We start from the raw sequence: 21139 nt of genomic DNA, 5'->3' as shown, positions 1-21139 counted from the left end.
TTGTCCCAGGCATCCACGTCTTGTTTGATGGCGACCGTCAATGGCCGGTGTTCGGCCGCAAGGGAGAGAACGATGCCTGAGATTACCGTCAGCATGGCCGAAGGCCGCACCGACGAGCAGAAGGCCGGCATGATGCGCGACATCACCCAGGCCCTGGTGAAGAATCTCGGCGTCGATGCCGATGCCGTCGTCATCCAGATCAACGAAGCCCCGCTCCGTCACAAGATGAAGGGCGGCAAGACCTTTGTGGAGCGCGCGGCGGCTGCGAAGAAATAGCCAGCGCTATATCGGCAGTCTCTACTGTCGTCCCCGCCGAGTGCGCAATTGCGCACGAAAGGGGGGACCCATAACCACAGGCAGTGGTTATTTGGCGAGCTGGTAACTCGGAGTCTTCGCCAAACTACTCCCTGTGGTTATGGGTCCCGGACCAGCGCTCCGCTTCGCTGCGCTTGTCCGGGACGACAGCGGAGTTTGAGGCCCCCATGGACGCACGCGACTTCATCAAGGTCGGCATGAGCGCCGAGCGCACGCTGGTGGTGCCGGCTGAGCGCACGGTCGGGCATTTCGTGCCCGGCATGCCCATGGTCTATGCGACGCCGATGATGATCCTGGAGATGGAGATGACGTCGGGCGATGCGATCCGCGCCGCGCTTCAGCCGGGCTGGGTCACTGTCGGCACCGAGGTCGACATCCGCCATCTCGCAGCCGCTCTCGTCGGCGCGACGGTGCGGACCACCGCGAAGGTGGTCGCGGTCGAGCGCCGCGTCATCCGCTTCGAGGTCGAGGCGTTCGAGGGCACGCGCAGGCTCGGCGAGGGCCGCCATGCGCGCGGGCTTGTGAATGTCGAGATGTTCAACAAGCGGCTGGGGGCGTAGCGGCGAGCGCGAATGTCGTAGGGTGGGCAAAGGCGCGAAGCGCCGTGCCCACCATCTTTCGGGATCGCGAACGAAGTTGGTGGGCACGCTTCCGCCTTCGCTCGTCGAGCTTCGGCGGACAAGCCGCTTTGCCCACCCTACGACACCTCGCTATTTCGCCAGCTCCTTCGACCGCTTCGTCGCGGCCGCGATCGCGCTGATCATCAGATCGCGCAGGCCCGGCTCGCCCATCAGCACGCCGAGTGCTGCGGCGGTGGTGCCGCCGGGCGAGGTGACGTTCTGGCGCAGCGTGCTGGAGGGAAGCTCCGACTGATGCAGAAGTTCACCAGAGCCGGCGACGGTTTCGCGTGCAAGCTTCGTCGCCAGCGCTTCGGGCAGTCCGGCCTCGACGCCGGCGCGCGCGAGCTCTTCGGCGAGCAGGAACACATAGGCCGGGCCTGAGCCGGACACCGCGGTGACCGCATCCATCAGGCCTTCATCCTCGACCCATTCGACCGAGCCGGTGGCACGCAGCAGCGCATCGGCTACCGCGCGCTGCGTGGTGCTGACGTTCTTCGCCGCGACGGCGACCGTGATGCCGCGACCGATCGCGGCCGGCGTGTTCGGCATCGCGCGCACCACGGCACCGCCGCAGACCTCTTCGAGCGATGCGATCGTGGTTCCCGCCATGATCGAGACCACCGATGTTTTCTCCGAGACGAACTGCTTCAGCTTGGCGCCGGCCTCGCGGAACATCTGCGGCTTCACCGCGACGACCAGTGTCTCGACTGTGCCGGCGGCCTTGACATCGGGATTGAGCGCAACGCCGTTGGCGGCAAGAGCGGTGATCTCAGATGAAATGTGCGGATCGATCACCGCGACGCGGCGCGGGTCGAGCCCGCCCGCAAGCCATCCGGTCAGCATCGCGCCGCCCATCTTGCCGGCGCCGGCGAGGAGGATGGTGCCGGTGATGTTCTTGAGAGTGCTGCTGTCTGCCACTGTGGTCACCACAAACAAAGGTGTCGTCCCGGCGAAGGCCGGGACCCATAACCACAGGCGGTTCTAGTGGATGGAGGGCGGAGCAACAAGCATCGCGCGATACGGAGAACTCGCGCGGTAAGGGTCCGGATCTGCGCCCCGCTTGTCCGGCACGATGCTGAGGAGGGGGCGCGCGCCCCTCACCATCTTGGAGAGAGGCCTTACGCCTCTCCGACCGTGTCGAACATCGCCGCGTCCATCGCCTGCGCGGTGGTCTTACCGGCCCACACCACGAACTGGAACGCGGGAAAGTAGCGCTCGCAGGCATGGATGGCCCCGGCGAGCATGGCCTCGCATTGCGCGGTCGAGGCGGTGAGCCCGCCCGGCAGCACCAGGGCCTGGCGGTGCATGATCATGCCGGTGTTGGTCCACAGGTCGAAATGGCCGACCCACAATTGCTCGTTGACCGCAGCGACGAGACGTTGCACTTCGCCCCGCCGCGCAACCGGAATCTTCATGTCGAAGGCGCAAGCCAGATGCAGCGCCTCGATCTCACCCATCCAGGTGAAGGAGATCTGATAGTCGGTCCATTGTCCCTTGGAGACAATCGTGAGCTCGTCTTCGCCGGAGCGTTCGAACGGCCAGTTGTTGCTGGCAGCGATGTCCTCGACCACCGCGAGCGGGTGATTTCTGGAATCGATAGTGCCTTCGAGCAGGGACATTCCGTCTCGACCTCTTGCCTTTTTGTTGTCTTTGATACGCACGCGGTCGGCCCGGCGCGCTCCCTCAACGTCGCTGTCGCGATCCCCTCGGATCAGCGCGAGCCTGTCGCGGATCAAGTGATGTGATTTGCGGAATCTGCGCAACTGGCTGCCGAGTCCGTCCACAAGCCAGGACTCGTTCGTCCACAGCTCATCTCCGCCACAATTCTTAACGAATGAGAACAAATCGGAATCGGATTCGCCGATGGCGCGCCAATCGTTAATTCCGCCGGGCGAGGGCACACCCGTCATGGCGGCATGGGACCATGCGGTTTTTCATGCGGAACGCGCTTGCTGCGGCCGCCGGGCGGCGTCATATTTCCGGTCAGGCCGTTCATCCCGGGCGGCCGATGTTCTCAGGGCGGGGTGAAAGTCCCCACCGGCGGTAAGGGTCGCAAGGCCCAAGCCCGCGAGCGCCTTCCCCCAGGAATCTTCCTGAAAAGGAATTTTGCCGAAGGGAAGGGTCAGCAGATTCGGTGCAACTCCGAAGCCGACGGTTAAAGTCCGGATGAAAGAGAACGGTCGGTGGCAGACGCATCGCAAGGTGCGGCTGCTTGTCGTTCCGTGTGCCCTGATTCTGGTCCTTTGAAGGAAAGCCATGAATCAGATGTTGCAAGACCCCCAAACCGAAACTTCCGAAGTCACCCAACCGCCGGTTCCGCAGGATCCGGCACCCGAGCATCCGCGCTTCGCGAAACCGCAGCGGGTGGCCTTCGTGCAGGCCTGCTGGCATCACGACGTGGTCGAGGAGGCCCGCATCGCCTTCGTGAAGGAGGCGGCCGCGCGTCACCTCAATCATGTCGACGTGTTCGAGGTGCCGGGCTCGTTCGAGATCCCGCTGCATGCGCAGATCCTCGCCAAGACGCGGCGCTACACCGCGATCGTCGCGGCGGGCCTCGTTGTCGATGGCGGCATCTACCGACACGAGTTCGTCGCCGACACCGTCATCAAGGCGCTGATGGACGTGCAGCTGCGCACCGAGGTGCCGGTGTTCTCAGCGGTGCTGACGCCGCAGCAATTCCACGAGACCGAGGTGCATTACGATTTCTTCCGCAGGCATTTTGCGATCAAGGGCGTCGAGGTCGCCGCAGCCTGCGCCGAGACGTTGCTCGGCCTGGAGCGCCTGCGCGGCCAGGTCGCGGCGGGCATTGTGTAGCCGTCCGCTCACACGCCGCTGATTGTCAATCCCGTCGCCGTCCCTATAAAGTCGGCGGCGGGAGGAGGCCGTGCCGTGGAGACGGACGGCCGACAAGATCATGTTCGAAGGACACGATCCCTATCTCGTCGCGCTCTCTGTGGCGGTCGCGAGTCTGGGTGGCTATACCGGCTTTGCGCTTGCTGCTCGCATCCGCAACACGCCCGGCGTCAGCAACCGCGTTCTGCTCGCGGGTGCGGCCGCGTTTCTGGCCGTCGGCATCTGGACCATGCATTTCGTCGGCATGCTGGCTGCGCCGCTGCCGCCGGACACGGTCTATCTCGTTCTTCCCACCATCATCTCGTTCCTGATCTGCGCGCTGGTGGTCGGCATCTCCTTGTTCTTTGTCTCGATCGGCGAGCCATCCCTGAAGCGAGTGGCCTCGTCGGCCGTTTTGCTCGGCGTCGGCATCGCCAGCATGCATTATGTCGGCATCCACGGCCTCGCCGGTCATTTCATTATCGTCCACGACCGGACCATGGTGCTGCTCTCGGTCGTGGTCGCAATCGTCACGGCCTATGGCGGCCTGCGCGCCTTCCTGGCGCAGCAGGAGGGCGTCCGGCTGATCGTCAGCTCGATTGTTTTTGGCGTCGCCGTCTCCGGCATGCATTACACGGCGATGCTGGGTATGCATTTCGAGCCGCTGACCGGTGCGGCGCATCACCACGCCGGCGGCGGTCTTGCCGCGTCGCAACAAATCTTGTCGATCATCGTTGCGGTGCTGTGCTTCGTCATCGCAGCCGGCTTCCTGCTGTCGCTGGTTCCCGACCAGCGGCGTCAGACTTCGACCTCTGTTGCCGCCGAACCGGTTGCTTCGCCGGTCGCGGTGGCCGCCATCGAACTGATCGCTGCGCCGGCTGCAGCTCCGCGCCCGGTGGCACCCCTCGGCGGTCTCGGCCAGCCGCCCCGCGCGCCGGTTCCCCGATTGCCGGTCGAGAGCGCCGACGGCACGCACTTCATCGAGACAGCCAATGTCCGCAGCGTCCGGGCCGATGCGCACTACACCCGTGTTCACGACGGCACCCGCGAGCGAATGTGCCCCTGGTCGATCTCGGAGGCCGAGGCGCAGCTCGATCCCTCGCTGTTCCTCCGGGTGCACCGCAGCCATATCGTTGCCATCCCCCATGTCGCATTGGTCCGCAAAGAGGGGGATGGCGCCGTGCTCGAGCTCGACGGTCCGTCGCCGCATCGGGTCCCGGTCAGCCGTGCCAAGATAGCCGAGGTGAAGGCAAGGTTGGGGCTAGCGAACCGGCGGCACGCGTAGAGTCGGGCCGCACGGGAGGCGCGTTCTTTCTTACCCCCCTGGTGGGGGAGGGTCGCTTCGCATGGAGCGGAGCGTAATGCGGAGCGGGGTGGGGTGACGGTCCCTCCGCGATGAATACTGCCCGAGTGGAGAGATCACCCCACCCCGCCGGCGCTTCGCGCGGTCGACCCTCCCCCTCCAGGGGAGGGTAAGTGGCCGCCGCCATACGTCGCTACCCCTGACGCAATTCGTGCGTTCCCCGCCGCAACTCGTGCGAAATCCGCTGTTCCGTGCCCGAATGATTGCGGCGCGCCCCTCTCGGAGTGAGCCTCCCCTCAACGTCCGCGCCGTCACGCGCAAAGGACGACGAGGAGGAGATGATGATCCCAGGCTCATTCAGCTATCACCGGCCGGCGAGTGTCGCCGATGCCGTCAAGCTATTGTCAGACCTCGGCGAGGATGCCCGGCCTCTGGCCGGCGGGCATAGCCTGGTGCCGATGATGAAGCTTCGGCTCGCCACCCCCGCCCATCTGATCGACCTGCACGGCATCGCCGCCCTCAAGGGCATCAGCCGCGACGGCAACAATCTGGTCATCGGCGCGATGACCACCCAGCACGAGCTGCTGGTCTCGGACGACGTTGCCAAGTCGATGCCGATCCTGCATGAAGCGGCACTGCTGATCGCCGACCCGCAGGTGCGCTACCGCGGCACGATCGGCGGCAATGTCGCCAATGGCGATCCCGGCAACGACATGCCGGCGCTGATGATGACCTTGGGGGCAACCTATCGCCTCGAAGGCCCGGGTGGCTCCCGCGACGTCGCGGCGGCCGACTTCTATCAGGGCGCCTATTTCACCGCGCTCGAGCCGGGCGAGATCCTGACCTCCGTCTCGGTTCCCGTGCCCGCGGCCGGCCACGGCTACGCCTACGAAAAACTCAAGCGCAAGGTCGGAGACTACGCCACCGCCGCCGCCGCCGTCGTTCTCACCATGGCGAGTGGCAAGGTCGCGACCTGCGCGATCGGGCTCACCAACGTCCACGAGACGCCGCTGCTGGCTGCCGATGCCGCCAAGGCCGTGATTGGCACCAGCCTCGATGCGGCGACGTTGAAGAAGGCCGCCGCTGCGGCCGCAGCGATCATGGCGCCAGCTGCGGATGCCCGCGGCCCGGTCGAATACCGAAAACATGTCGGCGGCATCATGGTGACGCGCGCGCTTCAGCGCGCCGCCGCTGTCGCGAAGTAAGGGAGAGGGATCGATGGCTAAAACACACGTCACCATGAAGGTGAACGGCGCCGAGGTCGAAGGCCTCGTCGAGCCGCGCACGCTGCTGGTGCATTTCATCCGCGAGAATCTGCAGATGACCGGCACCCATATCGGCTGCGAGACGACGCATTGCGGCGCCTGCACCGTCGATATCGACGGCATGTCGGTGAAGTCCTGCACCATGTTTGCGGTGCAGGCCGATGGCAGTGACATCACCACGATCGAAGGCATGGCCAATGCCGACGGCACGCTCTCGGCGCTCCAGGAAGGTTTCCGCATGATGCACGGTCTGCAATGCGGCTTCTGCACGCCCGGCATGATTGTCCGCGCGCATCGGCTGCTGAAGGAAAATCCCTCGCCGAGCGAGCCGGAAATCCGCATGGGCATCTCCGGCAACATCTGCCGCTGCACCGGCTACCAGAACATCGTCAAAGCCATTCAATACGCCGCCGCAAAGATCAACGGCGTGGAATTCCAGGAGGCCGCAGAATGAACGACCTCACTCCCACGCGGGAACAACGCACCGCCGCACTCGAAGGCATGGGCTGCAAGCGCAAGCGCGTCGAGGATATCCGCTTCACCCAGGGCAAGGGCAATTACGTCGACGACGTCAAGCTGCCCGGCATGCTGCACGGCGACTTCGTCCGCTCGCCGCATCCGCATGCGCGCGTCAAGAAGATCGACGACAGCGCGGCGCTAAAGGTGCCCGGCGTGCTCGCGGTCATCACCGCTGAGACGCTGAAGACCGTGAACCTCGCCTGGATGCCGACCTTGGCCGGCGACGTGCAGATGGTTCTGGCCGACGGCAAGGTGCTGTTTCAGAATCAGGAGGTCGCCTTCGTTGTCGCCACCGACCGCTATGCGGCGGATGACGGCATCAACGCGGTTGTCGTCGAATACGAGCCGCTGCCTCCGCTGGTCGATCCCTTCAAGGCGATGGACAAGGATGCGCCGGTGCTGCGCGAGGATCTCGTCGGCAAGATGTCCGGCGCGCATGGTCCGCGCAAGCACGACAACCACATCTTCGAGTGGACCGTCGGCGACAAGGAATTGACCGACGCGGCCTTCAACAAGGCCGAGGTCAAGATCAAGGAGATGATCTCCTACCACCGCACCCATCCATCGCCGCTGGAGACCTGCCAGTGCGTCTGCTCCTTCGACAAGTTCAAGGGCGAGCTGACGATTTACGGCACGTTCCAGGCCCCGCACGTGATCCGCACCGTGGTGGCGCTGATCGCAAAAATTCCGGAGCACAAGATCCACGTCATCGCGCCCGACATCGGCGGCGGTTTCGGCAACAAGGTCGGCGCCTATCCCGGTTATATCTGTGCGGCGGTGGCCTCCATCGTCACCGGCAAGCCGGTGAAATGGGTCGAGGACCGCATCGAGAACCTCACCGCGACCTCGTTCGCGCGCGACTATCACATGACCACCGAGATCGCCGCGACCAAGGACGGCAAGGTCACCGGCCTTCGTGTCCACGTGCTCGCCGATCACGGTGCGTTCGACGCCTGCGCCGACCCGTCGAAATGGCCTGCCGGCTTCTTCAACATCGTCACTGGCTCCTATGACTTCCCGACCGCACATCTGGCTGTCGATGGCGTCTACACCAACAAGGCGCCGGGCGGCGTCGCCTACCGTTGCTCGTTCCGCGTCACGGAGGCGGCCTACTGCATCGAGCGCGCCATGGATATTCTGGCGCAGAAGCTCAACATGGACCCCGCTGAACTCCGGCTGAAGAACTTCATCAAGCCGGAGCAGTTCCCCTATCACTCGGCGCTCGGCTGGGAATACGATTCCGGCGACTACCACACCGCCATGCGCAAGATGATGGAGACGACCGGCTACGCCGCGCTCCGGAAGGAGCAGGCGGAGAAGCGTGCCGCGTTCGCGCGGGGGGAGACCCGCGAGATCATGGGGCTCGGCATCTCCTTCTTCACCGAGATCGTCGGTGCTGGCCCGTCGAAGAACTGCGACATCCTCGGCATCGCCATGTTCGATTCCTGCGAGATCCGCATGCATCCGACCGGTGCGGGCATCGCGCGCATGGGCACCAAGAGCCAGGGCCAGGGTCACGAGACCACCTGGGCCCAGATCATCGCGACCGAGATCGGCATTCCCGCCGACAACATCATGGTGGAGGAGGGCAACACCGACACCGCGCCCTACGGGCTCGGCACCTACGGTTCGCGCTCGACGCCGGTGGCGGGCGCGGCGATCGCGATGGCTGCGCGAAAAATCAAGGCCAAGGCGCAGATGATCGCGGCCTACAAGCTCGAGGTCCACGAGGACGATCTCGAATTCGACATCGACGGTTTCCGGGTGAAGGGCCTGCCGGAGAAGTTCATGTCGATGAAGGACATCTGCTGGGCGGCGTACAACTCGGTGCCGCCAGGCATGGAGCCCGGGCTGGAGGCGGTCAGCTATTACGATCCGCCCAACATGACCTATCCGTTCGGCGCCTATCTCTGCGTGATGGACATCGATGTCGATACCGGCGTGTACAAGGTCCGGCGCTTCTACGCGCTCGACGATTGCGGCACCCGCATCAACCCGATGATCATCGAGGGTCAGGTGCATGGCGGCCTCACCGAAGCTTTCGCCATCGCGATGGGCCAGGAGATCCGCTACGACGAGGTCGGCAACGTCGTCACCGGCTCGTTCATGGACTTCTTCATGCCGACCGCGGTGGAGACGCCGCATTGGGAGACCGACTTCACTGTCACCCCGTCGCCGCATCACCCGATCGGCGCCAAGGGCGTCGGCGAAAGCCCGAATGTCGGCGGCGTGCCGGCCTTCTCCAACGCCGTCAACGACGCGTTCTCGTTCTTAGGCTCCACGCACATCCAGATGCCGCATGATTTCTGGCGCAACTGGAAGGCGGCGAAGGATCTGGGCGCGGTGGCGTAGGGTGATTGGCGAAAGCCGGGCCTTCATCCTTCGAGACGCGGCGTACGCGCCGCTCCTCAGGATGAGGTCATAGACCCTCATGGTGAGGAGCGCGTCTTCGCGCGTCTCGAACCATGAAGGCCACGGAACGTGCGGCATTTAGTTCGAGGACCAATGAAGAATCGAGACGAGATCGCGCAAGCCTTGGCCGCATCGGGCTATATCGCCGATGCGGACCTTGCGACCGCGATCTCGCTGATGCAATTGTTGCGGCGTCCGCTGCTGCTCGAAGGCGAAGCGGGCGTCGGCAAGACGGAAGTGGCGAAAGCACTTGCAAAAGTGCACGCGACCGAGCTGATCCGGCTGCAATGCTACGAGGGCCTCGATCAGTCCTCCGCGCTCTACGAGTGGAATTACCAGCGCCAATTGCTGGCGATCCAGGCCCATCGTGGCAGCGATAGCATCGAGGACCAGGTGTTCTCGGAAAAATACCTGCTCGAGCGCCCCTTGCTCGCCGCGATCCGCCGGCCGAGGGCGCCGGTGCTGCTGATCGACGAGATCGACCGGGCCGACGACGAGTTCGAGGCCTTCCTGCTGGAATTGCTGTCCGACTTCCAGGTCTCGATCCCCGAGCTCGGCACGATCGCGGCCGTCACGATCCCGCATGTCGTGCTGACCTCGAACGGCACGCGCGAACTGTCCGACGCGTTGCGCCGGCGCTGCCTCTATCACTATGTCGAATATCCCGACGTCGACCGCGAGACTCGCATCATCCTGACGCGCGTCATGGGCGCCAGCCCGTCGCTGTCGCTCCAGATCGCGCGCATGGTCGAGGGTGTGCGCAAGGAGGAACTGCGAAAAGTCCCGGGCGTGGCGGAGACGCTGGATTGGGCGGCAGCTCTCGTCGGCCTCGACGTAACCAATCTTCACGACGCACCCGAGACTGTGCATGAGACGCTCGTCTGCCTGTTGAAGACTCACGAAGACCGCGCCCGTGTCACGCCAGAGGTGACGCAGCGCCTGCTGGGAAAGGTCGCATGAGCTGCTGTGGCTCCAGCCCCGGATATGATGACCTCAACGAGGTCTCGCGCCTCGTCTCCGCGAAGCTTGCGGCGTTCCTGCGCACGCTGCGCGAGGCCGGCTTTCGCGTCGGGCTTGCCGAGGGGCAGGATGCGGCGACGCTGATGTCATCGGGCTATGCGGCCCGGCCGAACCTGCTGCGCGCGGCGTTCAAGCACCTGTTCTCGGCACGCAAATCCGACTGGGACAAGTTCGACGGGCTGTTCGATGCATTCTGGCTCGGGAAGCGTGTGCGCTCGCGTTCCCGCACGATTGGATCCGCGCCGGGCGCCAGCAATCCTTCGCTGAAAAGCTTGCAAGAAAAGGCGGCGGAGCAGGGCAGTAACCAGTCCGCCGTCGACCAGCTTCCGTCCTCCGACGACGCGCCGGAAGGCCGCTCCGGCGAGGGCCGCATGGAAGGTGCTTCACGCGCCGACAATCTTGCCGAGGTCGATTTCCGAAAGCTGAGCGATCCAGATCAGGTCGCGCAGGCCCATGAGGCCGCAGCAGCGCTCGCCAAGGCAATGCGCACGCGGCTGACCCGGCGCGATCTCGCGCGCCGGCGCGGCTACCGGCTTGATCTCCGCCGCACCATTCATCGCAACATCAGCCATGGCGGCGTTCCTATCAGCCTGGTGAAACGCCAGCGCAAGGACAAGCCGTTGCGGCTCGTCGTGCTGCTCGATGCCTCGGGATCGATGAGCATGTACACGTCAGTCTTCCTGCGCTTCATCCACGGTGTGCTCGACCAGTTCCGCGAGGCCGAGGCGTTCCTGTTCCACACGCGGCTCGCCTATGTCTCCGATGCGATGAAGGAGAAGGATGCCGGCCGCGCGCTCGACCGGCTCTCGATCATGGCGCAAGGCGCGGGTGGCGGCACCAGGATCGGCGAGTGCTTGCAAACCTTCAATCGCTGGCACGCCGCGCGCGTGATCCATTCCCGCAGCTGCGTGATGATCGTGTCCGACGGCTACGAGACCGGGGATGCCGCATTGCTTGGCCGCGAGATGGCGGCGTTGCACCGGCGCTGTCGCCGCATCGTCTGGCTCAACCCGATGATGGCGTGGGAGGGCTACACGCCCGAAGCGCGGGGCATAAGAGCTGCGTTGCCGCATGTCGATCTCTATGCGCCCGCGAATTCGCTGCAAAGCCTGCGCGCGCTCGAACCCTATTTGGCGAAGCTCTGAGGATACGCCGATGATCGCCCATGTCGAAGTACTCGATCTCATTGCGCAGATGAAGGCGGCCGAGCGCGCCTTCGTGCTCGCGACGGTGGTGCGCACGGTGTCGGTGACCGCGGCGAAGGCTGGCGCCAAGGCGATCATCGCCGCCGACGGCACCATCGTCGCGGGTTGGATCGGCGGGGGCTGCGCCAAGGGCGCGGTGCTGAAGGCGGCGCGCGAGGCGCTCGCCGATGGCGAGCCGCGGATGGTCTCGGTGCAGCCGGAGAACCTTCTGGCCGAGCTGGGCGTCAGCGCAGGCGAGAGCCGCGACGGCATTCGCTTCGCCAGCAACATGTGCCCGAGCAAGGGCACGATGGACATCTTCGTCGAGCCGGTGCTGCCGCATCCCTCGCTTGTCATTCTCGGGGCAAGCCCGGTGGCGCTGTCACTTGCGGCGCAGGCGCGCGTGCTCGGTTATCACGTCACGCTGGCTGCACCCGCCACCGATCGCACGGCGCAGCCGGATGCCGATGCAGTCATCGATGGTTATCACCTCGGCGAGCTCAACGACGCTAAGCGCTTCGTCGTGGTCTCGACGCAAGGCAAGGGTGATGAAGCCGCCTTGCGTGCCGCGGTCGCGACCAAAGCCGACTACCACGCCTTCGTCGGCAGCCGCCGCAAGATGGCTTCGTTGCGCGCCAAGCTTCTCGCGGAAGGCGCCAATGCCGCCGCGATCGATGATTTCAAGGCGCCGGCCGGCCTCGATCTCGGCGCGATCACGCCGGAGGAGATCGCAATGTCGATCCTCGCGGAGATCACAAGGGAACGACGGCGTGGCCAGCGCGCGGCCAATCAAACAGCAAGCAGAGAGTGAGACACCGATCATGCAGATGAACGACAGCCAGCGAATTCCCGCCTCACGCGAGCAGGTGTGGGCGGCGCTGAACGATCCCGCTGTGCTGAAGCAGTGCATCCCCGGCTGCCAGTCGCTCGAGGTGACCGCCCCGAACGAGATGACGGCGACGGTGGTCTTCAAGGTCGGCCCGGTGAAGGCGACGTTCAGCGGTAAGGTGACGCTGTCCGATTTCGATCCGCCCAACTCCTATCGCATCTCGGGCGAGGGCTCCGGCGGCGTCGCCGGCTTCGCCAAGGGCGGCGCGCTGGTGCGGCTGGAATCCGAGAGTGCCGACGTGACAGTGTTGCATTACGAAGTCGATGCGCAGATCGGCGGCAAGCTCGCGCAGTTGGGAGCGCGGTTGATCAATTCGACCGCGACGAAGCTGGCGGGGGAGTTCTTCAAGTCATTTGCGGACGTGGTGAGCGCGAAGGTCGAGGCGCAATAGGTCTCGTAGGGTGGGCAAAGCGTAAGCGTGCCCACCATTCTCTATCGCAAACAAAGAACGTGGGCACGGCGCTTTGCGCCTTTGCCCACCCTACGATAGTTGCGCAAGCCGCCATCACCCCAGCGACACCCCCGCCTTGGCCCGGCTGATCCCCAGCGTCAGGATGCGCTGCAGGAGATCCGGATATTTGAGTCCGGCATGTTGGGCCGCCGTGGCGAACTCCTGGCTCTTGGCGATCTCGGGGTTGGGATTGGCCTCGATGAAATACGGCGTGCCGTCGGCGGCGAGACGAAAATCGATGCGCGCATAGCCGTCGAGGCCAAGCGCCCGGTAGATGCGCTTCGCGGCGCGCTGGATGCGCGCGGTGACTTCGGGCGCAAGGTCCTTCGCCGGCCCGTCGACGATGCCGAGCTTCTCCTGATAGTCGGTGTCGTGCTTGGCTTTCTCCGTGGCGATGTGCCGTGATCTGCGCCCGCCCATGCTGCCGAATTTCAGTTCCCAAACCGGCAGGACGCGCAGCCGGTTGTTGCCGAGCACGCCGACATAAAGCTCTCGCCCCTCGATGAACTGCTCGGCGATGGCGGCGGATTCGACCCGCTCGTGGATGAAGGCGACGCGCTCCACGAGCTTCTCGTCGGTATCGACGATCGAGGCCTGCGAGATGCCGAAGGACCCGTCCATGTTCAGGCTCTTGACGATCAGCGGCAGCGCAAGGCGCGTCGGGCGCTTCACCTTGCGGCGCATCGGGAAGACGGCGAAGGCCGGCGCTGCGATCCGGCGGTGATGCACCAGCGTCTTGGACAAATCCTTGCCGCGCGCCAGGATCAGGCCGCGCGGATTGCACCCGGTATAAGGGACTTTCATCAGCTCGAGATAGCTGGCGATGTGCTGGTCGTAGGCGACGTTGTTGTGGAATTCCTCGAGCAGCGTGAAGACCACGTGCGGCTTGAATTCTTCGATCGCCTCGCGGATCGGCTTGATCTCGTCCTGCGCACCGAGGGCGCGAACCTCGTGGCCGGCCGCACGCAAGGTGCTCACCACGTCGTATTCCGTCTTCCAGTTGTTGATTTCCTGCGGCGTGTATCCGTCGGAGGAGTCCGGAGGCATGAAGTCCGGATGCATCAGCACCAGAATGCGTGAGCGTCTCATAGCGCGATCCATTTGCGCCGAGACGGGCCAAACAGCGCGTGCATCGTCTTGGCGGTCACGAGGACGGTGAAATCGAGAACGAGCTTCTGTTCGGGGCCGACGGCGCGCAGATCGAGCTCACGGCAGCGGGAGATCATATCATCGAGCACGGCATCGAGCGTGAGCTGGTTCTCGCCCGTCCACCGCGCGACCAGCTGCCTGATCTGCGCGCGGTGACGCCTGATCAGGGCCGAAGCCGGCTTTGAGCGGTGATGCCGTGGATCGGCTGAAAACAGCCTGGAGAGGTCGCGGTCGTAGGTCTTCGGCGCTGTGAAGGCGTAGAACGCCTGCTTCTTCTTGTAGTGGTCTTCGAGCGTCTGGCTGAGCCGGCCCAGCGTATCGACACGCTCCCGCGTCGTGATCAGCGGCCGCTTTCCCGCAATCTCGTGCATCAGCTCGTCGACATATTCGAGCTTCTTCAGCGCCGGCCATCCGGCATATCGCGTCCGCCAGTTCGAGCGTGGGCGCAGCCACACCGCGAAGGTCTCGGCGAAGTCTTCATCCGGATGGCTTTGCGCGTACCACAGCCGGAGGTGCTGGACGTAGCGCCTGCTGGCAGGATTGGGCCGGTAGTAGCGCGGGTAGTGTTTCGACGACGGGCCGAACAGCTGCTGCCAGCGCCGGCGGCGCTGCAGCTGATAGCCGTGCTGCACGGCATGGCCGGCCTCGTGACGGAGGATACCCATGCACTCGCGCCAGGTTCCGCCCTCGACGTCGAACATCATCTTCTTCTCGAGCTTCATCAGACGGGGATGGGCGAGATAGAAGGGGATGGCGATGCCCGGCACATCGCCCGGACTGAACCATTCGCTCGAGATCCATGTGTGCGGTCGCAGCCGGATGCCCCGCTCTTCGAGCTCCTCATGGAGCGTGCTGACGCAGTCCTCGAGCCAGGTGCCTTTGACCGTAACCCTCAGGCTGGAGAGGCGCTGCTTGAGCAACTCGTCATCCGACAGCTTCTCCCAGGCAAATTTCCGGCGTGGCATCAGGCATCCAGAGGGCAAAGATGGCTCAGTATCCGGATGATGTCATGGGCCGCAGCCGGCAACAACCCGTGGGGTTTGCGAGGGGGGCTGTGGGGCGTCAGTGCACGAGATCGTAGGGTGGGCAAAGCGCAGCGTGCCCACCGTCCGCGTGCCAAAGAAAAAGGTGAGCGTGGCGCGTCGCGCCTTAGCCCACCCTATGGCATCGCGAAACTTAACCTAGTCGAACAGGCTCGACACCGACTCTTCCGCCGCGGTGCGCGCGATGGCGTCCGAGATCAGGCTGGCGATCGGAAGCGTGCGGATGTTCGGAGCCTTGGTCACCGCCTCCGTCGGCAGAATCGAGTCGGTGATCACGAGCTCCCTCAGCTTCGAGCCCGCGATGCGGGCGGCCGCGCCGCCGGAGAGCACGCCGTGGGTGATGTAGGCGTAGACGTCCTTGGCGCCCTTGGCGATCAGCGCGTCGGCTGCGTTCACCAGCGTGCCGCCGGAGTCCACGATGTCGTCGATCAGGATGCAGGTGTAGCCGGCGACGTCGCCGATCACGTTCATGACCTCGGATTCGCCCGCCCTCTCGCGGCGCTTGTCGACGATCGCGAGCGGGGTGTTGATGCGCTTGGCAAGGCCACGTGCGCGCGCCACGCCGCCGACGTCGGGCGAGATCACCATCGTCTTGGAGAGGTCGAACTTGTCCTTGATGTCGCGCACCATCAGCGGCGCCGCGTAGAGATTGTCGGTCGGGATGTCGAAGAAGCCCTGGATCTGGCCGGCATGCAGGTCGAGCGTCATGACGCGGTCGACGCCGGCCTGCGTGATCAGGTTGGCGACGAGCTTGGCCGAGATCGGCGTGCGCGAACCCGATTTGCGGTCCTGCCGGGCGTAGCCGAAATAGGGCAGCACCGCGGTGATGCGGCGTGCCGAGGAGCGGCGCAGCGCATCGGTGATGATCAGCAGTTCCATCAGATGGTCGTTGGCGGGGAACGAGGTCGACTGGATGACGAAGGCATCCGAGCCACGGACGTTCTCCTGGATCTCGACGAAGATCTCCATGTCGGCGAAGCGCCGTACCACCGCCTTGGTTAGCGGCAGGTCGAGGCCTTGCGCGATCGCCTGCGCGAGGGCCGGGTTTGAGTTGCCGGCGACAAGCTTGATGGAGCCGTTCTTGGCCGACATGGACGCTTCCTCCCGCGCTTTGCTGGATACGACGTTCAACATCAGAGAATACCCACTGGAAGCACGGTTACGACGGGCGAGGAAATATCAGGCCGGGGCCTGCAATGGCAACCCGGCATGCTACGTTTTCCCTCCGAAATCCTGAGTCGGGCCAACGGTTTGGCCGCAACTTGGGGCCGTGGTTTCGCGGGGGTTATCGCTCGGCATAGCCCAGCGCCGAGGCCGGCATCTCGGCCGCCGGAGCCTCCGGGATCACGCTGGCCACCGCCGGTCCCCGCAAGCCGGGAACAGTGCCCGGCGCGTCCGGTGTGCCGTTGATCATGTTGGAAAGTCCGCTGAATCCGGCCTGGGCGATCTTCCGCAGTACGAGGTCGTCGGCGGCGCCCCAGGGGTCGCGGCCACCCTTGGCGGCGGTCAGTTCCTCGCCGGAGAGGCGCAATGCGCGCTGCTGGTTGGCGTCGTAGACGTCCCAGACCCAGGCGATCACGGTCTTGCCGCGCACGATTTGGGCGGAGAGGTAACTGCGCACGCGATAGGCAGCCGTCCCCTCGCGGGAGACGACGGACAGGCTGCGCAGCTTGGATTCGCTGTCGAGCACGCCGACCATGCGGTCGAACACCTGCGGGGGCGGCCCGTCGATCGATTCGAAGGCCACGGTCGCCCCTGAGCCGGCGCTCGGCGCCATCGCATAGGAGTTGGCGGCACCGCCGCCGCCGGCGCAGCCGCCAAGCGCGACCGCCGCCGCCAGCAGCATGACCGCCAGCACGCGCGAACCCGCGCGGCCCAGGATGAATGACGCGTCCCTCATTATGGAGGGCAGCGATATCGTTAAAATCGATTAAGGTCTAGGGCAGGAAGGACACATCATTGGGCCGATCCGGCCGAGGAATTGTCGATGAGGGGAGCGACTTTGGGGGTAATCGTTGCCTGCCTCATCGTGGGGCGGGCCGCGGCGGCAGAAAGTGCGGCCGAGGCAATCCGGGCTTTCGGACTGACCGGTACCTGGTCGGTTGATTGCAAACGGGATCCGTATCAGGCCTGTGAGAACAACCGCTGTGGCGCGCGATTGACGTACATCGCGTCGTCCTCCGGAGCGCCGACGACAAGGAATGTGATCGGGACGTTCACACCTGGGCAGGTAAGGACATTCATCAGCGCGATCTATTCGGCGACGCGTATTGCCGACGACAAGATCAAGATCGTGTCGGTTCAGGACCCTCCACCCAGCACGACACTGATCTGGTGGCGTCAGCCGGGCGAGGTTTGGGAGATCGTTCTGCTCAAGGTCGGCGACAAATATCGGACTTTCTCCGCGCATCGCGACGATTGGAAGAAGATCGAAGTCGATGAAGGTTTCGAGGTCCGACCGCCGCCGCCTCCACCAACTCAAATGTACGTTGATTTGCCGACTAAATGGCTTCGCGGAAAGAATGAAACGCCATTGTTCGAAAGATGCAGCGACTAACCTAATGGGTTGCGGCAAGAACTAGGCCGAATTCGTTCTTAATTCTCCAGCGCGATCGCGTGGATGTGCCGGCCGTAATCCGGCTCCTTGCGATGCACCGAGCGGCGATAGCTGAAGAAGCGCTCGTCGGCATAGGTGTCCAGGCCAAGATCGTCGATCATCAGGATGCCGGCGGCTTCGAGCCGCTTCCGGATGAATCCGGCGAGGTCGAACATCGCGTGTCCGGCGCGCACCGACGGGATGAAGAACATGGCGTTGTCCGCGTCCGCCTCGATGAAGCGCGCCACGAATTCGTTGCCGACCTCGTAGCTGTCCTGGCGGATCAAGGGGCCGATCGCGGCGATGATGCCGCTGCGCGTGGCGCCGAGCTTCTCCATCGCCGAGATCGTCTGATCCAGCACGCCGGTCAGCGCGCCTTTCCAGCCGGCATGGGCGCCGCCGATCACGCGCGCGTTGGGATCGACGAACAGCACCGGCCCGCAATCGGCGGTGGAGACGCCGAGCGCGATGCCGGGTGTTTTCGTGACCAGCGCATCGCCTTTCGGCCGCGGTCCGCTCGGCCACGGCGCTTCGGCAACGAGGACATCGGGCGAATGGATCTGGTGCAGGCTGATGAAGCGCTCCGGGGCGACGCCGACATGCTCGGCCATGCGGCGGCGATTCTCCGCGACATGCGCCGGATCGTCGTTGGAGCCGAGCCCGCCATTGAGCGCCGAATAAATCCCGCCTGAGACACCGCCCTCGCGGGTGAAGAAGGCGTGGCGCAGGCCGGGCACGGCCGACAGCAGTGACGAAGCAAGCGTCATGAGGTGCCTCCGGCCCGTTCGAGATCGCTGAGGCCGGCGATGCCGGTCAGCCGCGGCTCGGAGATGCCGAGCACCTTGAACATCGAGCCCATGCCACTGCGCCCGGTATCGGTCAGGCGCTTGAGCGCGACCGAAATGTCGGTGGCGACTTCAGGCGTCGCCTTCTGCATCAGGGCGGCTGCGCGGGTATCGATGCCGACGCGCTTGAGGAAATCGCCCTGCGTCACCGGGCCGTGCACACGGGCGCCGACATCCTCGGCCGCGCGCGCCAGGGCCTGGAAGTCGACATGGGCGGTGACGTCGGCCTGGCCCGGCGCCTTCAGGGGATCGGTGAAGGTGTGGCGCGCGATCGCCTGGAAGGTGTCGCCGGCATCGCTGCGCAGATGGCCGTAGTCGATGATCAGCGCCGCGCCGTCCTGGTCGCGCACGCGCGTGGCGAGCTTCATGATCTCGCCGTCGGGCCGCCATTCGAACACGGCGCCGACGGGAGCGGCGCGCACCAGAGGCGGCAGCAGCACGTCGAAACGCGGCGTCGGGTCGGCGGCCGCGCCGAATTGAAGCCTGCTGTTGGGATCGATCTCGATCACCCGCTCGTGCCAGCCGTTCTCGCGCTTCACCATCTGGCGGATCGGCAGCACGTCGAAATATTCGTTGGCGAGGATGATGCTCGGGCCCTCAGGCACGTCGTCGATGCTGTCGTGCCAGGCGATGTTGCGCACGCCCGCCAGCGTCGCACTCTGCCGCTCGCGCAGCACGGGATTGACCTCGACCATGTGGACGTGAAGCGCCTGGTAGAGCGGCGGCAGCACGCGCAGTGCGCGCAGCGCATCCGCCATCATGGTGCCGCGGCCGGGGCCGAGCTCGATCAGCCGCAGGAATTGCGGCGAGCCCATCTGCTTCCACACCGAGGCGGTCCACAGCCCCAGGAGCTCGCCGAACATCTGGCTGACCTCGGGCGCGGTGGTGAAGTCGCCTTCGCGCCCGAGCGGATCGCGCGAGACGTAATAGCCATAGCGCGGATGCATCAGGCACAGTTCCATGTACCGCCAGACCGGCATGGGCCCTGAGGATTTGATCAGCGCCCTGATCTCGTTGAGTAGCGGCTGTTCGGTCAAGGTCTGTCTTCTCGAAAGGAATTAACTGATGGCCCCGGCGGGCTTCGGCGCGCCGCGCCTGATAGCCAATACAATAAGTATGAGGCCTACAATAAGCATCGGGATCGACAACAGCATGCCCATGGTTAATCCGCCCCAGAGGAAGCCGAGCTGGACGTCCGGCTCGCGAAAATGCTCGCCGGCGATGCGGGTCAGGCCATAGATCAGGATGAAGGCGCCGAGGATCATGCCGGGCCGCTTCAGGGCGCCGAAACGGATCATGATCGCGAGCACGGTGAACAGCAGGATGCCCTCCATGCCGGCCTCATAGAGCTGGCTCGGATGGCGCGGCAGCTGCGTCGGATCGTTGGGGAAGATCATCGCCCAGGGCAGGCTGGGGTCGGTGGCGCGGCCCCACAATTCGCCATTGATGAAATTGGCGATGCGTCCGAGCAGCAGCCCGACCGGGGCGACTGCCGTGGTGATGTCGCCCAGCGACAGGATCGAGATGCGGTTGCGATAGGCAAACCACATCACCGCGACGACGCAGCCGAGGAAGCCGCCATGGAAGGACATGCCGCCCTCCCACAATTTGAAGATCGCGGCGGGGTGATCGATGAAGAAGGGCAGATTGTAGAACAGCACGTAGCCGGTGCGGCCGCCGAGGATGATGCCGAGCGTGACCCACAGGATGAAGTCGTCGATCTGCACCAGCGACATCGGCGCGGGGCCGCTCCACAGGCGCTCTTTCTTCAGCAGCGAGCGCGCATAGAGCCAGCCGAACACGATGCCGCTGATATAGGCCAGCGCATACCAGCGGATCGCGAACGGACCGATCTCGATCGCGATCGGCTTGAAGGCGGGAAAGTCGATGAGCAGAAAGGGCATCAGGCCTTCTAGACTTAAACGAGATTGCGGCGATAGAGCGCCAGCAGACGCTCCCAATGCCGCTCGGCGGCGTCGCGGTCGTAGACCGGGCGCTTGGGGAAGGCGAAGCCGTGATGCGTGCCGGGATAGATCTCGACCTCGGCTTTCGGACCGCTCATGCCCTGCTTGACCTTCTCGATGACCTCGGCGGGCGCGTAGATGTCGGTCTCGGCGCAGGCGAAATAGAGCTCGGCCTTGGTCCTGCCGGCGGCGAGATGCGGGCTGTTGTCTTCGTCGGTCGCCAGATGCGTTCCGTAGATCGAGGCGGCGGCCTTGACGCGGTCGGCAAAGTGCGTGGCCGCGTTGACGGCGTAACGGCCGCTCATGCAATAGCCGACGGTGCCGACGATTTTCGTATTGGCAGCCGCCTGGCCCTCGGCATAGGTGAGCAGGGCCCTGGTGTCCTCCATGATCATGGGAATATTGAGCGAGGCCATGAGCTGGAACATGCGCTTGCGCTCGGGTGCATTCGGATCGGCCGGCAGCGCGCCGAGCTCCATCACGCCGGAGCGGTAATAGAGGTTCGGCAGCATCACGTAATAGCCCGAGGTGGCGAGCCGGCGCGCCATGTCGCGCAGCTCTTCGCGGATCGCCGGCGCATCCATGTAGAACAGGATGACCGGAAACGGCCCGCCGCGTTCGGGATGGGTGATGAAGGTTGCGGTGTGGCCGTCCTTGGTGGGAATCGCGATCTGCTGATCGATCATCTCGTGCGCCTTCTGATTCTTGTTATGCAGGGACGTTGAATACGAT

The 21139-nt window shown here is 64.8% G+C and carries 22 protein-coding genes and 1 riboswitch; of the genes, 12 read left to right on the top strand and 10 right to left on the bottom strand.

Annotation, left to right across the window (positions count from 1 at the left end; all coding sequences use genetic code 11):
• Positions 1 to 27 precede the first annotated feature (27 nt).
• Both AB7531_RS37810 and AB7531_RS37805 read left to right on the top strand, forming a co-directional pair.
• Positions 28 to 276 (top strand): tautomerase family protein, encoded by a 249-nt coding sequence (locus tag AB7531_RS37810; protein ID WP_071909549.1) that lies wholly within the window; start codon positions 28 to 30, stop codon positions 274 to 276.
• Positions 277 to 482: 206 nt separating this feature from the next.
• On the top strand, positions 483 to 875 hold the full coding sequence (locus AB7531_RS37805) for a thioesterase family protein (RefSeq protein ID WP_063985570.1): 393 nt from the start codon (positions 483 to 485) through the stop codon (positions 873 to 875).
• A 150-nt stretch (positions 876 to 1025) separates the two neighbouring features.
• Here AB7531_RS37805 and proC read toward each other — a convergent pair whose 3' ends face one another.
• Together proC and AB7531_RS37795 are read right to left on the bottom strand one after the other, a co-directional pair.
• Positions 1026 to 1862 carry a pyrroline-5-carboxylate reductase gene (proC, locus tag AB7531_RS37800; protein WP_231143637.1) on the bottom strand — a complete coding sequence of 279 codons (837 nt, stop codon included), beginning with the start codon at positions 1860 to 1862 and terminating at the stop codon, positions 1026 to 1028.
• 191 nt (positions 1863 to 2053) lie between these two features.
• A complete protein-coding gene (locus tag AB7531_RS37795; protein WP_028151553.1) occupies positions 2054 to 2554 on the bottom strand; it encodes a YbjN domain-containing protein in 501 nt (166 codons plus the stop codon).
• Positions 2555 to 2941: 387 nt separating this feature from the next.
• Positions 2942 to 3117, top strand: a riboswitch (FMN riboswitch).
• A 74-nt stretch (positions 3118 to 3191) separates the two neighbouring features.
• Here AB7531_RS37795 and AB7531_RS37790 point away from each other — a divergent pair.
• The 9 genes from AB7531_RS37790 to AB7531_RS37750 all read left to right on the top strand — a co-directional run bounded on the left by AB7531_RS37790 (position 3192) and on the right by AB7531_RS37750 (position 12750).
• A complete protein-coding gene (locus AB7531_RS37790; protein WP_063985568.1) occupies positions 3192 to 3749 on the top strand; it encodes a 6,7-dimethyl-8-ribityllumazine synthase in 558 nt (185 codons plus the stop codon).
• A 100-nt stretch (positions 3750 to 3849) separates the two neighbouring features.
• On the top strand, positions 3850 to 5052 hold the full coding sequence (locus tag AB7531_RS37785) for an MHYT domain-containing protein (RefSeq protein ID WP_063986698.1): 1203 nt from the start codon (positions 3850 to 3852) through the stop codon (positions 5050 to 5052).
• Between the two features lie 359 nt (positions 5053 to 5411).
• The gene (locus AB7531_RS37780) at positions 5412 to 6275 is read left to right on the top strand and encodes an FAD binding domain-containing protein (protein ID WP_063986697.1); all 864 of its coding nucleotides are present in this window, start codon (positions 5412 to 5414) and stop codon (positions 6273 to 6275) included.
• Between the two features lie 13 nt (positions 6276 to 6288).
• Entirely contained in the window at positions 6289 to 6789 is a 501-nt protein-coding gene (locus tag AB7531_RS37775; protein ID WP_063985567.1) for a (2Fe-2S)-binding protein, read from the top strand.
• Complete coding sequence (locus AB7531_RS37770; RefSeq protein ID WP_063985566.1) at positions 6786 to 9206, top strand: aerobic carbon-monoxide dehydrogenase large subunit; 2421 nt, start codon at positions 6786 to 6788, stop codon at positions 9204 to 9206. The genes AB7531_RS37775 and AB7531_RS37770 overlap by 4 nt, the downstream gene beginning before the upstream one ends.
• Before the next feature lie 153 nt (positions 9207 to 9359).
• Positions 9360 to 10226 (top strand): AAA family ATPase, encoded by an 867-nt coding sequence (locus AB7531_RS37765; RefSeq protein ID WP_063985565.1) that lies wholly within the window; start codon positions 9360 to 9362, stop codon positions 10224 to 10226.
• Positions 10223 to 11431, top strand: coding sequence for a vWA domain-containing protein (locus AB7531_RS37760; protein WP_063985564.1), 1209 nt, complete (start codon positions 10223 to 10225; stop codon positions 11429 to 11431). Before AB7531_RS37765 ends, AB7531_RS37760 begins: the two co-directional genes overlap by 4 nt.
• A 10-nt stretch (positions 11432 to 11441) precedes the next feature.
• Complete coding sequence (locus tag AB7531_RS37755) at positions 11442 to 12281, top strand: XdhC family protein (protein ID WP_063985563.1); 840 nt, start codon at positions 11442 to 11444, stop codon at positions 12279 to 12281.
• A gap of 10 nt (positions 12282 to 12291) precedes the next feature.
• The gene (locus AB7531_RS37750) at positions 12292 to 12750 is read left to right on the top strand and encodes an SRPBCC family protein (RefSeq protein WP_063985562.1); all 459 of its coding nucleotides are present in this window, start codon (positions 12292 to 12294) and stop codon (positions 12748 to 12750) included.
• A 114-nt stretch (positions 12751 to 12864) separates the two neighbouring features.
• On the opposite strand, the gene AB7531_RS37745 is transcribed toward AB7531_RS37750, so the two are convergent.
• The 4 genes from AB7531_RS37745 to AB7531_RS37730 form a co-directional block, all read right to left on the bottom strand.
• The gene (locus AB7531_RS37745) at positions 12865 to 13899 is read right to left on the bottom strand and encodes a D-alanine--D-alanine ligase family protein (protein ID WP_063985561.1); all 1035 of its coding nucleotides are present in this window, start codon (positions 13897 to 13899) and stop codon (positions 12865 to 12867) included.
• Complete coding sequence (locus tag AB7531_RS37740; RefSeq protein WP_063985560.1) at positions 13896 to 14924, bottom strand: putative zinc-binding metallopeptidase; 1029 nt, start codon at positions 14922 to 14924, stop codon at positions 13896 to 13898. The genes AB7531_RS37745 and AB7531_RS37740 overlap by 4 nt, the downstream gene beginning before the upstream one ends.
• Positions 14925 to 15140: 216 nt before the next feature.
• Positions 15141 to 16094 (bottom strand): ribose-phosphate pyrophosphokinase, encoded by a 954-nt coding sequence (locus tag AB7531_RS37735; protein WP_063986696.1) that lies wholly within the window; start codon positions 16092 to 16094, stop codon positions 15141 to 15143.
• Positions 16095 to 16287: 193 nt separating this feature from the next.
• Complete coding sequence (locus AB7531_RS37730) at positions 16288 to 16902, bottom strand: hypothetical protein (RefSeq protein WP_063985559.1); 615 nt, start codon at positions 16900 to 16902, stop codon at positions 16288 to 16290.
• 87 nt (positions 16903 to 16989) lie between these two features.
• Between AB7531_RS37730 and AB7531_RS37725 the strand changes: the two genes are divergently transcribed.
• Entirely contained in the window at positions 16990 to 17559 is a 570-nt protein-coding gene (locus AB7531_RS37725; protein WP_187387821.1) for a hypothetical protein, read from the top strand.
• 38 nt (positions 17560 to 17597) lie between these two features.
• Here AB7531_RS37725 and pgeF read toward each other — a convergent pair whose 3' ends face one another.
• Genes pgeF through AB7531_RS37705 form a run of 4 tightly spaced genes read right to left on the bottom strand, consistent with a single transcriptional unit; the run spans position 17598 to position 21093 of the window.
• Positions 17598 to 18365 (bottom strand): peptidoglycan editing factor PgeF, encoded by a 768-nt coding sequence (gene pgeF / locus AB7531_RS37720; protein ID WP_063985557.1) that lies wholly within the window; start codon positions 18363 to 18365, stop codon positions 17598 to 17600.
• Entirely contained in the window at positions 18362 to 19480 is a 1119-nt protein-coding gene (locus AB7531_RS37715; RefSeq protein ID WP_441280251.1) for a class I SAM-dependent methyltransferase, read from the bottom strand. The genes pgeF and AB7531_RS37715 overlap by 4 nt, the downstream gene beginning before the upstream one ends.
• 21 nt (positions 19481 to 19501) lie before the next feature.
• Positions 19502 to 20347, bottom strand: a complete 846-nt coding sequence (lgt, locus tag AB7531_RS37710) for a prolipoprotein diacylglyceryl transferase (RefSeq protein WP_063985555.1) — start codon at positions 20345 to 20347, stop codon at positions 19502 to 19504.
• Between the two features lie 14 nt (positions 20348 to 20361).
• The gene (locus AB7531_RS37705; protein ID WP_063986695.1) at positions 20362 to 21093 is read right to left on the bottom strand and encodes a dienelactone hydrolase family protein; all 732 of its coding nucleotides are present in this window, start codon (positions 21091 to 21093) and stop codon (positions 20362 to 20364) included.
• Between the last annotated feature and the right edge of the window lie 46 nt (positions 21094 to 21139).

The organism is Bradyrhizobium sp. 63_E2_N1_3, from assembly GCF_052076005.1.
Lineage (GTDB): Bacteria > Pseudomonadota > Alphaproteobacteria > Rhizobiales > Xanthobacteraceae > Bradyrhizobium > Bradyrhizobium barranii.
Note: the sequence above shows the minus strand (reverse complement) of the source record. Positions and strands in the feature narration are given on the sequence as shown.